This is a genomic window from Enterobacter cloacae complex sp. 302F9, assembly GCF_050030335.1.
Classification (GTDB): Bacteria; Pseudomonadota; Gammaproteobacteria; order Enterobacterales; family Enterobacteriaceae; genus Enterobacter; species Enterobacter hormaechei_C.
Window position 1 is genome coordinate 2,563,395 of record NZ_JBLGUC010000001.1, and the last position, 13,627, is coordinate 2,577,021.

A 13,627-nucleotide genomic window follows, 5' to 3' on the forward strand; every position below is an offset into this window, starting at 1 on the left:
ACGCAAAACGGCCCGGCACATGTGCCGGGCGAGTTTTATCAGTCCAACATCTTACGAATCACATAATGTAAAATGCCGTCGTTCTGATAATAGGTCAGCTCTGTTGCCGTATCAATACGACACCGGCAATCCAGCACTTCTGTCGTTCCATCTGCGCGCGTTAACTTCACCGGAACGGTTTTACCCGGTTGCAGATTTTGCAGACCGCTGATATCAATCTGCTCTTCCCCGGTCAAACCCAGCGTTTTACGCGTTACGCCCTGCGGAAACTCCAGCGGCAGGATCCCCATCCCGATCAGGTTTGAGCGGTGGATACGTTCAAAGGATTCGGCAATCACCACGCGAACCCCGAGCAGACGCGGACCTTTTGCCGCCCAGTCGCGACTGGAACCGGAGCCGTACTCTTTACCGGCAATAACGGCCAGCGGCGTACCCTGCTGCTGATACTTCATGGCTGCGTCATAAATTGAAATGACCTCTGTATCCGGCAGGTGGCGCGTCATACCCCCTTCCACGCCTGGGACCATTTCATTGCGAATGCGGATGTTGGCAAAGGTCCCGCGCATCATCACTTCGTGGTTACCGCGGCGCGAACCGTAGGAGTTGAAATCGCGACGTTCCACGCCACGACTTTGCAGATACCGACCTGCCGGACTGTCCGCCTTGATGCTACCCGCAGGGGAGATATGGTCGGTGGTGACGGAATCGCCCAGCATCGCCAGAATGCGCGCGCCGTGAATATCTTTCAGCGGTGCAGGCTCCGCCAGCATTTCGTCGAAGAATGGCGACAGGCGAATATAGGTGGAATCATCCTGCCAGTCATAGGTATCGGAACCCACCACGTCGATCGCTTTCCATTCCGCTGTGCCTTCGAACACTTCCGCATACTCTTTGCGGAACATCTCGGTGGAAACTTTCTCTACCGCGCGCGCAATTTCGCGCGATGATGGCCAGATGTCTTTCAGATAGACCGGTTCATTTTTGCTATCGTGACCAATCGGATCGGTCGCCAGGTTAATGTTCATGTTTCCGGCCAGCGCATAGGCTACAACCAGCGGCGGCGAGGCCAGCCAGTTGGTTTTCACTAGCGGATGAATACGCCCTTCAAAGTTTCGGTTACCGGAAAGTACCGCGCCAACGGTCAAATCCCCCTGCTTGATCGCCATTTCAATAGGTTCAGGCAGTGGACCAGAGTTACCGATGCAGGTCGTACAGCCGTAGCCCACCAGGTTAAAGCCCAGCTCGTCGAGGTAAGGCGTGAGTCTGGCCTGTGCCAGGTAATCGGATACCACTTTCGAACCAGGCGCCAGGGAGGCTTTAACCCAAGGCTGTGGCTTGAGCCCCAGCTCTACCGCTTTTTTTGCCAGCAGCCCGGCAGCCATTAACACACTCGGGTTGGACGTGTTGGTACAGGAAGTGATAGCGGCGATCACCACGGCGCCGTCAGGGAGCTGATACTGATGCCCGTTCAGAACATAGTCCACCGGACGGTGATCTTTTTGTGCGGCGTTAACTTCCAGCTCATTGCTGGCGGCAAAGGCTTTCGGAACGTTGCTCAGGGCGACGCGGTCCTGCGGACGTTTTGGCCCTGCGAGGCTTGCCTCAACTGTGCCCATATCCAGCTCCAGCGTACTGGTAAATACCGGCTCGTCACCCGGGTTACGCCACATGCCCTGCGCTTTGGTGTAGGCCTCAACGAGAGCCACCTGCTCCTCGCTGCGACCACTGAGGCGCATATACTCCAGCGTAACGCTATCAATCGGGAAAAAGCCGCAAGTCGCGCCATATTCCGGCGCCATGTTGGCGATGGTGGCCCGGTCCGCCAGCGGCAGTGAATCCAGACCATCGCCATAAAATTCAACGAATTTGCCCACCACGCCATGCTTACGCAGCATCTGGGTGACCGTCAGAACCAGATCCGTGGCGGTAATGCCTTCGGACAATTTACCGGTCAGCTTAAAGCCCACCACATCGGGAATGAGCATTGATACCGGCTGGCCGAGCATGGCCGCTTCCGCTTCAATACCACCGACGCCCCAGCCCAGAACGCCAAGGCCGTTAATCATGGTGGTGTGTGAGTCGGTGCCCACCAGCGTATCAGGGTAAGCCACCCACTCTTTATCCTGCAATTCACTCCAGACGGCTTTGCCAAGATATTCCAGGTTGACCTGGTGACAAATGCCAGTGCCCGGTGGAACAACGCTGAAGCGGCTGAACGCCTGCTGACCCCATTTCAGAAATACGTAGCGTTCATGGTTACGTTCCATCTCCAGACGGACGTTTTCGCCGAAAGCATCGTCGTCACCAAAGTGATCGACGGTGACGGAGTGGTCAATGACGAGGTCTACCGGGGACAAGGGGTTAACCTTAGCTGTATCGCCCCCGAGACGCTTAACGGCTTCACGCATAGCTGCCAAATCCACCACCGCTGGCACGCCGGTGAAATCCTGCATCAGCACTCTGGCCGGGCGATAGGCAATTTCTCTGTCTGCATGAGCATTTTTCAGCCACCCTGCCAGAGCCTGGATATCCTCCTCGGTAACCGAGTCGCCATCCTGCCAGCGCAAGAGGTTTTCCAGTAAGACTTTCAACGACTTGGGTAACCGCGAAATGTCCCCAAGCGTTCTGGCAGCCAGCGGTAAGCTGTAGTAGCGCCAGGTTTTATTTTCCGCCTGTAATGTGTCCTTACTGGCTTCGCGTAGGGTTAACGACATAAGCTCCTCCTTAAAAACAGGGATGTCCTGACAATCATCAGGGCTGTAATTAAAGATAACACAAAGATGTCGTAACGTTTTGATAACAACCCAAATTGATAAATTTAGGAATGGTCCAACGCGAGGGATAAAACAAAAAACCCCGCCGTGGCGAGGTTTTACGATTTAGTGCAGGGCCAGCCAGAGGAGCTGACACCAGAAGAGGATCGACGCTGAGAATACGCCGAGCCATGACCAGTATTTTACGGTTGTCATGTTATTCATCATAGGGACACCAGTCTTTAATTATTTAAGGTTGCGAGGTCTGCCCTCGTTCTATATTGCTGATGTGTATTTATTAAGGAGTACAAAAGTGCACGGTCTATATTCAGACTATTTGCATCATTACGCAAAAATCAAAATTATTGTTTTTTGGGTTCGTCTTCCGCGAACACATCAATAAAGGCCTGCTGCTGCGGCGTCAGTTTCCAGGAAGCTGGCACGCTGGTTGCTGGCGCCTTACGGGCTTTGTGAGCATTGTCACGAAGCTGACACATCTCTTTTCTCGCTTCTGTACGCACCGTCATGACCATAATCAACCCCAGTAATTCCAGACAAGAAGAGCAACCACCACCCAGAACAGGGCAGAGCCAAGAAAGACCGCCAGCCAGGCTTTACGCTTAAGCGCGGGATCCCTTTGCGGTTCTTCACTTCCTGACGGCATTGCTAACCTCATACAATCGATATCGCTTATCATTTAGAGACCAAACAATTGGCACAAGTAATCAACTGATGAGATAAATCCTAAAGAAACTTTAGCCGAAAAGCCAGTGAATTTACGTATCCGAGCCCGGGAAAATTCAATCTTTTGACCAGAAATAAATAATTGAAAAGAATAATTTGCACAGCTGTAAATTAGTTTCTACTTTTGTCGCAAATTTGCGACAGTAAAACCATAGTCATCAAATGGGTTATGACGATATATGACAGTGGGCGTAGATGATGATAATTCTAATTCAGGTTTAAAGCGGAATGACGGTATCTTTCCGCAAGAGAAAGATACCGGGAGTGATTATTTGGCGGGAAGTTTAATGTCTTTAAACATCTCTTCGATGTCTTCATTGGAGCGTAACGCCACAGCTGTATCCACCACATCGCGCGTTAAATGTGGCGCAAAGCGTTGAATAAAATCATACATATAGCTGCGCAGGAACGTGCTGCGACGAAAACCTATCTTGGTGGTGCTGTGACTGAAAATATCATGCGCATCCAGACGCACCAGATCCGGGTCTGAGACAGGATCCACCGCCATGCTGGCAATAACCCCAACGCCCAGGCCCAGACGTACATACGTTTTTATGACGTCCGCATCCGTCGCCGTAAAGACAATCCGTGGCGTTAATCCGGCGCGGTTAAACGCGGTGTCCAGTTCAGACCGGCCCGTAAAGCCGAACGTATAGGTCACCAGCGGGTATTGCGCCAGTTCTTCGATTGTCACTTCGCCCTTCCCCGCCAGCGGGTGATCCGGGGTCACGACAATAGAGCGGTTCCAGTGGTAGCACGGGAGCATGACCAGATCATCGTACAGATGGAGCGCTTCCGTCGCGATAGCGAAGTCTGCATTGCCTTTAGACACGGCCTCTGCGATTTGCGTCGGTGAGCCCTGATGCATATGCAGGGAAACGCGGGGATAGCGTTCTATGAAGCCTTTGATCACCCCGGGAAGCGCATAACGCGCCTGTGTATGCGTGGTGGCAATATACAGAGAGCCTTTATCCGGCCAGGTATGTTCCCCGGCGACGGATTTAATGGCGTCGACTTTGGAGAGCACTTCCCGTGCGATGCGTATGATTTCCTGTCCTGCCGGGGTGACCTGTGTCAGGTGCTTACCGCTGCGGGCAAATATCTGAATACCTAACTCATCCTCCAGCATACGCACCTGCTTACTGATGCCGGGCTGAGAGGTATAAAGACCTTCTGCGGTGGAAGAGACATTGAGGTTATGATTGACGACCTCAACGATATAGCGAAGCTGCTGTAATTTCATGCCAGACCATCCGATTTAGCGCATGCGTCATTCGCTTAAGACGATTTGATAATAAGAAACGGGTTAACTATAACCACTATATCATTTATAGCCAGGCTGTATAGTACGGAACAAAAAATAATAACTACGTAATAAAAAAGGGCCGGAAGTACGGCCCTTTTACAGGTAAGTTACGGTAAGGGAAGATTATTTCTTGCCTTCAACCCATTTCCCGTCGACAAAGAAGGCTGACCATCCGGTCGCTTTGCCCTCTTTCTCTGCCGCCACGTACTGCTGCTTCGTTTTACGGCTGAAGCGCACCACGGTTTTGTTGCCTTCCGGATCCTGCTGTGGCGCATCGGCCAGGTAACGCAGTTTCTCCGGCAGACGGTCGCGGAAGCGGTACAGCTCTTCTACCAGCGGCGCACGGGTTTCGCGCGATTTCGGGAAGGTGTTGGCCGCCAGGAATACCCCGGCAGCACCGTCACGCAGCACGAAATACGCGTCTGACTTCTCGCACGGCAGCTCAGGAAGCGGAACCGGATCTTCCTTCGGCGGCGCCACTTCACCGTTACGCAGGATCTTACGCGTGTTTTTACAGTCGTCGTTGGTGCATGCCATGTACTTACCGAAGCGTCCCATTTTCAGGTGCATTTCGGAACCACATTTCTCACACTCAACGATTGGACCGTCATAGCCCTTAATACGGAACTCACCTTCTTCGATCTCATAACCATCGCAGGTCGGGTTATTGCCACAAACGTGCAGTTTGCGTTTTGGATCGATCAGGTAGCTGTCCATCGCCGTGCCGCATTTCTTACAGCGGCGTTTGGCGCGCAGTGCGTTGGTCTCCGCATCGTCACCTTCCAGCACGTTGAGAACTTCGTTCTCCGGCACGAGGTTGATGGTGGTTTTGCAACGCTCTTTCGGCGACAGCGCATAGCCAGAGCAACCGAGGAACACGCCCGTGGTCGCGGTACGGATCCCCATTTTACGGCCGCAGGTTGGGCAGTCGATGCTAGTCAGCACCATCTGGTTAGGCAGCATGCCGCCCTCTTCAGGATCTTTCTCGGCTTTCTCAAGCTGATTGGTAAAATCGCTGAAGAAGCTGTCGAGAACTTTCTTCCACTCTGCCTTATGGCTGGCAACCTCATCGAGGCTGTCTTCCATCTGCGCGGTGAAGTCATAGTTCATCAACTCGCGGAAGTTCGCTTCCAGACGGTCGGTGACAATCTCACCCATTTTTTCAGCATAGAAACGACGGTTCTCGACGCGAACGTATCCACGATCCTGAATGGTCGAAATGATTGACGCATAGGTGGACGGGCGACCGATGCCGCGTTTTTCCAGCTCTTTCACCAGCGATGCTTCGCTGAAGCGCGCAGGTGGCTTGGTGAAGTGCTGAGCCGGGACCAGATCAACCAGCGACAGCTCGTCACCTTTGTTGACTGAAGGCAGCGTTCTGTCTTCATCGCCTTTACGCAGCGCAGGCATCACTTTTGTCCAGCCGTCGAAGCGCAGAATGCGGCCGCGCGCTTTCAGGCGGAAATCACCCGCGCCGACGGTCAGCGTGGTGGAGTCGTATTTCGCTGGCGTCATCTGGCAGGCGACGAACTGGCGCCAGATCAGCTGATACAGCTTCTGGGCGTCCGCTTCCATATCTTTCAGCGATTCTGCCAGAACGGAAACGTCAGAAGGACGAATCGCTTCGTGCGCTTCCTGAGAATTCTCTTTGCTGGCGTACTGATTAGGACTGTCCGGCAGGTATTTCTTACCGAAGTTGTCCTCGATATAGCCACGCACCATGTTGACAGCGTCCTGGCTCAGGTTGGTGGAGTCAGTACGCATGTAGGTGATGTAACCCGCTTCATACAAACGCTGGGCCATCATCATGGTTTTCTTCACGCCGTAGCCCAGACGCGTACTCGCCGCCTGCTGGAGAGTTGACGTGATAAACGGTGCGCCAGGCTTGCTGCTGGTTGGTTTATCTTCACGATCCAGAACCTGATAACGCGCTTTTTCCAGCAGCGCCACGGCGGCCATGGTCTGATCGCGATTTTCAGGACGGAACGGTTTATCGTTGTGATGGCTCACCTGCAACGGCAGCGCATCGCCGCCCGGCGTGGTGACATTCGCATCCACTTCCCAGAACTCTTCCGGGACGAACGCTTTGATCTCGCGTTCACGCTCAACAACAAGACGAACAGCCACAGACTGCACACGCCCCGCAGACAGGCCGCGAGCAACCTTTTTCCACAGCAACGGCGAGACCATGTAGCCTACAACGCGGTCCATAAAGCGACGCGCCTGCTGAGCGTTAACACGGTCGATATTCAGTTCACCCGGCTTTTCAAACGCCTGACGAATCGCATTCTTTGTAATTTCGTTGAACACTACACGGCTGTAGCGTTTGTCATCACCCCCGATCACTTCCCGCAGGTGCCATGCAATGGCCTCCCCTTCGCGGTCAAGGTCGGTTGCGAGATAAATGTGGTCTGCTTTTTCAGCAAGCTGTTTCAGCTCGTTAACGACTTTTTCTTTGCCTGGCAGCACTTCGTAATGTGCATCCCAGTTGTGCCATGGGTTAACACCCATGCGGTTGACAAGCGCGCTACGTTCATCCTTTTTAGGCTTTTTAGCCCCTTTGGTGGAGGTAGAGTCTGCGCTCTTTTTGCTGGCTGAGCCACTGGTCGGCAAATCGCGAATGTGACCAACGCTGGACTTAACCACGTAGTCATTGCCCAGATATTTATTGATCGTTTTGGCTTTTGCCGGGGACTCAACGATGACGAGAGCTTTACCCATATTCACCTTTACCTAATTTAATTCTTCCAGGAATACGCCGCACGTTGATTTCCCTTCCGCTGACGACGAGCCATTGATATTGCGACATCGTCAGGGGATATCAACCCCTATGTGTTACCGAACGTCAGAATGGCGACATCCAGGTCATTGAGTTTTCGGGTATTTTTCTCACATCAAAGTTCATTCGTGACGAATTCCCGGTCGAATGTCAAGCAATTCTGTTGCCAGAATGACGAAAGCGCACACTGTACCTGATAAAATTCGTTACGCAACTTTATTAGCATGCAAAAGCAAATCCCGCCAGCCAGCCCCTGTTTCTTATCCCCTCGGATAACAGGGAAAATTTGCCCCCGAAGCGACCCAGGCGTAGACTATTGTCACTGTTTAAGGAGTGGAATATGCAGAATACGACCCAACCCATTGACCGAGCTTCATTGCTTATCGAAGCAAACAAACTCATTCGCGACCATGAAGACACCCTGGCGGGAATTGAAGCGACTGGCGTGGAACAACGTAATGGCGTGCTGGTGTTCAGCGGTGAATACTTCCTTGATGAACAAGGGCTACCCACCCCGAAAAGCACCGCCGTGTTTAACATGTTTAAATACCTGGCGCATACCCTCTCAGAGAAGTACCACCTGGTCGATTAAAACGAAAACGCGAGGCATCTGCCTCGCGTTTTTCTTTACAGCAGCGGCTTTTGGCCGCGCTGCAACCAGCGTAGCAGCAGGCGATCCGCGCTTTCTGCCGCGCTATTGGTAAAACGGTCGAGCAGGCGCTTACGTCGGGTGAAGCGCACCCCCACCAGCTCACGGCCTTCCATCAGGTTGAGCAGGAGGTCGTCGCTGGTACCCACTTCATCCACCAGCCCTTTCTCCTGCGCCTGCGTGCCGTACCAGTGTTCGCCCGTAGCCACCTGCTCAATGTCCAGCGTTGGGCGCATGCGGTGCACGAAATCTTTGAACAGATGGTGGGTTTCGTTCAGATCTTCCCGGAATTTCTGCCGTCCCTCTTCGGTATTTTCGCCGAGCAGCGTCAGCGTACGTTTGTACTGACCCGCCGTATGCAGTTCGATGTCGATCTCTTTATTTTTCAGGAAACGATTGAAGTTAGGGATCTGCGCGACCACCCCAATCGAGCCGATAATGGAGAACGGTGCCGCGACGATTTTATCCGCCACGCACGCCATCATATAGCCGCCACTCGCCGCGACCTTATCTACCGCAACGGTGAGTGGGATCTGTTTATCCCGCAGACGTTGTAACTGCGAAGCCGCCAGTCCATACCCATGCACTACGCCGCCCGGGCTTTCAAGGCGTACCACCACCTGATCCTGGGCTGTCGCCACGGCCAGCACCGCCGTCACTTCTTCACGCAGAGAGGAGACTTCATGCGCATCCATGCTACCTTTAAAATCGAGCACATAGACGCGCGGTTTTGCGTCAGCCTGTGGCGTGGCGAGCTTAGCTTTCGCCTTCGCGGCTTTGGCGTCCTGCTTATGTTTTTTCTTCTGGGCTTTTAGCCACAGCTTCTGTTGATGATCGTCAAGCAGCGCCAGAGACATCTCCTCCTGCATCTCATTATACTGCTCGCTCAGGCGGGTAATGCGTAACTCACCACGCTGACGCTTACGCTGCGTCAGGTTGACAATCAGGACGGCAATCACCGCGACAGCAATAACCACCGTCGCGATTTTGGCCAAAAACAACCCATACTGAAAAAGTAATTCCACGCGTTCCACCTTGATTTAACCACGAATCTTTCACGCCAGTGTACAACAGCCCTGCGCAGGCGTCTCGCTCTGGACATTACCTCTGCGAGGCGGCTTCAGGAATCCCCCGCTTCTGGTTTAAATCTTTGCAAATTGTTAATTTCCCAGCGTTCTGTCCTGTAGACTGATTGAATTCTGACGCTGTTTCGGGCATAAAGCCGAAAAGTCATAAATAAAGGTGCAAGTCACGCCCAATGCGCCTGAGGAGCCACCGTGCATTATCAGCCACAAAAAAACCTTCTACAGAACCGCATCATTCTGGTTACCGGTGCCAGCGACGGGATTGGTCGCGAAGCGGCGCTGACCTATTCTGAATACGGTGCGAGCCTTATTCTGCTGGGACGTAATGAAGAAAAGCTCAAGGCCGTCGCCCGTGAAATCGAAAACGCCGGCGGTACCCCCACGCCCTGGTATACGCTCGATCTGCTGACCTGCACGCCAGCGTCATGTCAGGCCCTTGCCCAGCGGATCAGCACACATTATCCGCGTCTGGACGGCGTACTGCACAACGCGGGGTTACTGGGCGAAGTGCGCCCGATGGATGAACAGGATCCGGAAATTTGGCAACAGGTGATGCAGGTTAACGTCAACGGGACGTTTTTCCTGACCCAGGCCTTGCTTCCTTTATTACTCAACTCCGATTCCGGCTCGCTGGTATTTACCTCCTCCAGCGTGGGGCGTCAGGGGCGTGCGAACTGGGGGGCTTACGCCGTCTCAAAATTTGCCACCGAAGGAATGATGCAGGTGCTGGCCGAAGAGTACCAAAGCCGCCACCTGCGGGTTAACTGTATTAATCCAGGCGGTACGCGCACCAAAATGCGCGCCAGCGCCTTCCCGACAGAAGATCCGCAGAAGCTTAAAACCCCGGCCGATATCATGCCCCTTTACCTGTGGCTGATGGGTGACGACAGCCGTCGCAAAACCGGATTGACCTTCGATGCCCAGCCAGGCCGCAAACCGGGGATATCGCAATGAGTGATGATCGTCATCAGCAGCGCCAGCAGCGTCTGAAAGAACAGGTTGATGCACGCGTGGCGGCCGCTCAGGACGAGCGCGGTATCCTAATCGTGTTCACCGGCAACGGCAAAGGCAAAACCACCGCCGCATTTGGGACCGCCACCCGCGCAGTCGGGCATGGGCAGAAAGTGGGCGTGATCCAGTTTATCAAGGGTGAATGGCCCAACGGCGAGCGTAATCTGCTCGAGCCGCATGGCGTTGAGTTTCAGGTAATGGCAACCGGTTTTACCTGGGATACCCAGAACCGGGAAACCGATACCGCAGCCTGCCTCGCCGTCTGGGAGCATGCCAAAAGAATGCTTTCAGACCCGTCGCTGAACATGGTGTTGCTGGATGAGATCACCTATATGGTGGCGTATGACTACCTGCCGCTGGAAGCCGTGCTGGAGGCCCTCACGAACCGCCCTGCACACCAGACGGCGATCGTCACGGGGCGCGGGTGTCATCGGGACATTCTGGAGCTGGCCGATACCGTCAGCGAGCTGCGTCCGGTTAAGCATGCGTTCGATGCGGGTATCAAAGCGCAAATTGGGATTGATTACTGAAAAAAAAGCCCGGTATATTCACCGGGCTTTTCAATTAACCGTTGTTATTACGGCTGCCAGAGCGGCGATTGCTGCTGACCTGGCTATGACGTTTCACCGCACGGCGGATTTGATTCGCCTTCATGCGACGACGATCTTTCTCTACCGCCACTTTCGACGTGGTTTCTGGCGTCAGGCCAACCAGATCGCGCAGGTAGTTGGTTTGCGTCAGATCCAGTTCGGTATAGCCGCCACGTGGCAGGCCTTTCGGCAGCAGAATGTCGCCATAGCGGACGCGAATCAAGCGACTCACCTGGACACCGACCGCTTCCCACAGTCGACGCACCTCGCGGTTACGTCCCTCTGTCAGGGTAACGTTGTACCACTGGTTAATGCCTTCACCACCGGTAAACTTGATGGTTTTGAACGCCGCAGGGCCGTCCTCCAGCTGAACACCACGCGACAGGTCGCGCAGTTTGTTCTCATCAACCTGGCCGAAAACACGAACGGCGTATTCACGTTCCACTTCACGACTCGGGTGCATCAGACGGTTTGCCAGTTCACCATCGGTGGTGAACAGCAGCAGGCCGCAGGTGTTCACGTCCAGACGCCCTACGGCAATCCAGCGGGCGCCACGCAATTTTGGCAGACGGTCAAACACCGTCGGGCGACCTTCCGGGTCGTTGCGGGTACACAGTTCGCCTTCCGGCTTGTAGTAAGCCAGTACGCGGCAGATCTGTTCAGCAGACTCTTTCACGGAGATAAGATGGCCGTCAATGCGGATCTTCAGCCCCGGTACGATTTCAACGCGGTCACCGAGCGTGGCGATTTTACCGTCCACACTCACGCGGCCTGCTTCAATAATGGCTTCGATTTCACGGCGCGAACCGTGGCCGGCGCGCGCCAGCACTTTCTGTAACTTCTCGCTCATTGAGCTTCCTCAGGTGTCGCCTTCACAGGCGTCGAATCAGGTCAAAAACAGGGCGGCGCCCTGCTTTGATGGCCGCGTAGTATATCTGCTTACACCCTTACAAGAAAGGCTTAACATCGCCCACGCCTTCACGAATCACTTCTGGCGCGTCTTCGGTGAGATCCACCACGGTGGTCGGCTGCTGGCCAAGATAGCCGCCATGAATAATCAGCTCCACCACCTTCTCCAGACGATCTTTGATCTCTTCCGGGTCGGACTCGGTAAACTCACTGCCCGGCAGCATCAGCGATGTGGAGAGCATCGGCTCGCCGAGGGTTTCCAGTAGCGCCTGGGCAATCGGGTTCGACGGCACGCGCATGCCGATGGTTTTACGTTTTTCCTGCAACAGACGACGCGGCACCTCTTTTGTCCCCTTCAGAATGAAGGTGTAGTTACCCGGCGTGTTGTTTTTAATCAGACGAAAGGCCACGTTATCAACATAAGCATAGGTCGACAGCTCAGAGAGATCGCGACACATCAGGGTGAAGTTGTGGCCATCCGGCAGCTGGCGGATGCGACAGATGCGCTCCATCGCCCCTTTATCCTCAATTTTACAGCCCAGCGCGTAGCCAGAATCGGTTGGGTAGACAATAACGCCGCCTTTGCGGACGATCTCCACGGCCTGATTAATCAGACGTGGCTGGGGGTTATCCGGATGGATATAGAAAAACTGACTCATACTTCCCTCTCTTCAATTTGCTGTGGCTGTTCCCAGAGCTGCCAGACAGGCTCAACGCCCGCGGGTAACCAGAGCTTGCGCCCCAGTTCAATCCACGCGCAGGGCTGATGGAAATCTGAACCCTGTGACCCAAGCAGACCAAACTGACGGGCGTAGGTCGCGAGCTGCAAACGCTCATTGGGTGCCTGCTGACACTGGGCAACTTCCATCGCCTCACCGCCGCAGTCGGCAAAGTGTGCCAGCAGTCTTTTCAGCCATTTAGCAGAAAGATTATACCGCCCCGGATGGGCCAGCACGGCCTTACCGCCAGAATGATGAATCACATCAATAGCTTGTTTTATTGTACACCACTGTGGGGGAACGTATCCGGTTTTCCCGCGCGCCAGATACTTTTTAAAGACATTCGCCATGGTCGTCGCCTTACCGGCGTCCACCAGAAAACGGGCGAAATGGCCGCGCGTCACCGCCCCACCGTTCGCCAGCGTTCGCGCGCCTTCCAGCGCACCGGGAATATGCGCTTTTTCCAGACGTTCGCCAATCATCTCCGCGCGTTGATTGCGGCGTGTTTTTTGTTCTTGCAAAAAAGCACGCATGGCCGGATGTTCTGTATCGATATTCAGGCCAACGATATGAATTTCGTGGTTTTCCCAGACCGTCGAGATCTCAACCCCGGCCACCAGATCCAGCGCCAGTCCGCTGCGGGCAATCTCGGCGCGCGCGGCGGGAATGCCGTCAGTGGTATCGTGATCGGTTATTGCCAGCGTGCCGACACGCATTTCAACGGCGCGATGGACCAGAGCTTCGGGTGTCAGCAGGCCATCTGAAGCCTGCGTATGGCTATGTAAATCATAAATTACGGCGTAGGTGGTATCGCTCAAAGCACTTCCCATAACAGGTTGGAGACATCCGAAGCCCCTATGATACCGACTAACGGTGAAATACTGAAATCAGGGGTTGACAACACGCCATCGAACTAGTTAACTAGTACGCAAGTTCACACGAGAAAGGTATCTGAAAATGACAGCACATTTCGCTCTGCACGGTTGGTGGCGTACTTCCTGATCTTCGGGCAGTGTCACGCGTCTGCGAAATGCAAACAGATACCCGGCCCGCTACCCAGCGGGCTTTTTTTTGAACAGAAT

General features: G+C 54.1%; 14 protein-coding genes and 1 other annotated feature. Of the genes, 4 read left to right on the top strand and 10 right to left on the bottom strand.

Features of this window, described 5'->3' with window-relative positions:
- Positions 1-38: 38 nt before the first annotated feature.
- The 6 genes from acnA to topA form a co-directional block, all read right to left on the bottom strand.
- Positions 39-2,714: an aconitate hydratase AcnA gene (gene acnA, locus ACQG0T_RS12460; protein ID WP_271040294.1), complete on the bottom strand. Its 2,676-nt coding sequence runs from the start codon at positions 2,712-2,714 to the stop codon at positions 39-41.
- A gap of 165 nt (positions 2,715-2,879) precedes the next feature.
- The gene (ymiC, locus tag ACQG0T_RS12465; RefSeq protein WP_032103392.1) at positions 2,880-2,978 is read right to left on the bottom strand and encodes a small membrane protein YmiC; all 99 of its coding nucleotides are present in this window, start codon (positions 2,976-2,978) and stop codon (positions 2,880-2,882) included.
- 137 nt (positions 2,979-3,115) lie between these two features.
- Positions 3,116-3,280, bottom strand: coding sequence for a hypothetical protein (locus tag ACQG0T_RS12470; RefSeq protein ID WP_162183706.1), 165 nt, complete (start codon positions 3,278-3,280; stop codon positions 3,116-3,118).
- Positions 3,281-3,288: 8 nt separating this feature from the next.
- The gene (locus tag ACQG0T_RS12475) at positions 3,289-3,429 is read right to left on the bottom strand and encodes a YmiA family putative membrane protein (RefSeq protein ID WP_213083754.1); all 141 of its coding nucleotides are present in this window, start codon (positions 3,427-3,429) and stop codon (positions 3,289-3,291) included.
- Positions 3,430-3,765: 336 nt separating this feature from the next.
- Complete coding sequence (gene cysB / locus ACQG0T_RS12480) at positions 3,766-4,740, bottom strand: HTH-type transcriptional regulator CysB (protein ID WP_006810844.1); 975 nt, start codon at positions 4,738-4,740, stop codon at positions 3,766-3,768.
- A gap of 186 nt (positions 4,741-4,926) precedes the next feature.
- On the bottom strand, positions 4,927-7,524 hold the full coding sequence (topA, locus tag ACQG0T_RS12485) for a type I DNA topoisomerase (RefSeq protein WP_003856806.1): 2,598 nt from the start codon (positions 7,522-7,524) through the stop codon (positions 4,927-4,929).
- A 398-nt stretch (positions 7,525-7,922) separates the two neighbouring features.
- Between topA and ACQG0T_RS12490 the strand changes: the two genes are divergently transcribed.
- Positions 7,923-8,174 carry a YciN family protein gene (locus tag ACQG0T_RS12490; RefSeq protein WP_003856804.1) on the top strand — a complete coding sequence of 84 codons (252 nt, stop codon included), beginning with the start codon at positions 7,923-7,925 and terminating at the stop codon, positions 8,172-8,174.
- Positions 8,175-8,209: 35 nt separating this feature from the next.
- On the opposite strand, the gene sohB is transcribed toward ACQG0T_RS12490, so the two are convergent.
- Entirely contained in the window at positions 8,210-9,256 is a 1,047-nt protein-coding gene (gene sohB, locus ACQG0T_RS12495) for a protease SohB (protein ID WP_032103382.1), read from the bottom strand.
- A gap of 252 nt (positions 9,257-9,508) precedes the next feature.
- Between sohB and ACQG0T_RS12500 the strand changes: the two genes are divergently transcribed.
- Both ACQG0T_RS12500 and cobO read left to right on the top strand, forming a co-directional pair.
- Positions 9,509-10,270, top strand: a complete 762-nt coding sequence (locus tag ACQG0T_RS12500; RefSeq protein ID WP_032673237.1) for a YciK family oxidoreductase — start codon at positions 9,509-9,511, stop codon at positions 10,268-10,270.
- Entirely contained in the window at positions 10,267-10,857 is a 591-nt protein-coding gene (gene cobO, locus ACQG0T_RS12505) for a cob(I)yrinic acid a,c-diamide adenosyltransferase (RefSeq protein ID WP_032103380.1), read from the top strand. The genes ACQG0T_RS12500 and cobO overlap by 4 nt, the downstream gene beginning before the upstream one ends.
- Before the next feature lie 34 nt (positions 10,858-10,891).
- Here the strand turns inward: cobO and rluB are convergent, their stop codons facing one another.
- The 3 genes from rluB to rnm all read right to left on the bottom strand — a co-directional run bounded on the left by rluB (position 10,892) and on the right by rnm (position 13,375).
- Positions 10,892-11,767, bottom strand: a complete 876-nt coding sequence (gene rluB, locus ACQG0T_RS12510) for a 23S rRNA pseudouridine(2605) synthase RluB (protein WP_003856794.1) — start codon at positions 11,765-11,767, stop codon at positions 10,892-10,894.
- Positions 11,768-11,864: 97 nt separating this feature from the next.
- Complete coding sequence (locus tag ACQG0T_RS12515) at positions 11,865-12,485, bottom strand: L-threonylcarbamoyladenylate synthase (RefSeq protein ID WP_003856793.1); 621 nt, start codon at positions 12,483-12,485, stop codon at positions 11,865-11,867.
- Positions 12,482-13,375, bottom strand: a complete 894-nt coding sequence (rnm, locus tag ACQG0T_RS12520; RefSeq protein WP_032103379.1) for an RNase RNM — start codon at positions 13,373-13,375, stop codon at positions 12,482-12,484. The genes ACQG0T_RS12515 and rnm overlap by 4 nt, the downstream gene beginning before the upstream one ends.
- Before the next feature lie 127 nt (positions 13,376-13,502).
- Here rnm and trpL point away from each other — a divergent pair, with 127 nt between their 5' ends.
- Positions 13,503-13,547 carry a trp operon leader peptide gene (gene trpL / locus ACQG0T_RS12525; protein WP_071524153.1) on the top strand — a complete coding sequence of 15 codons (45 nt, stop codon included), beginning with the start codon at positions 13,503-13,505 and terminating at the stop codon, positions 13,545-13,547.
- Positions 13,524-13,618 (top strand) — a sequence feature (Trp leader region). It overlaps the preceding gene by 24 nt.
- Positions 13,619-13,627 lie beyond the last annotated feature (9 nt).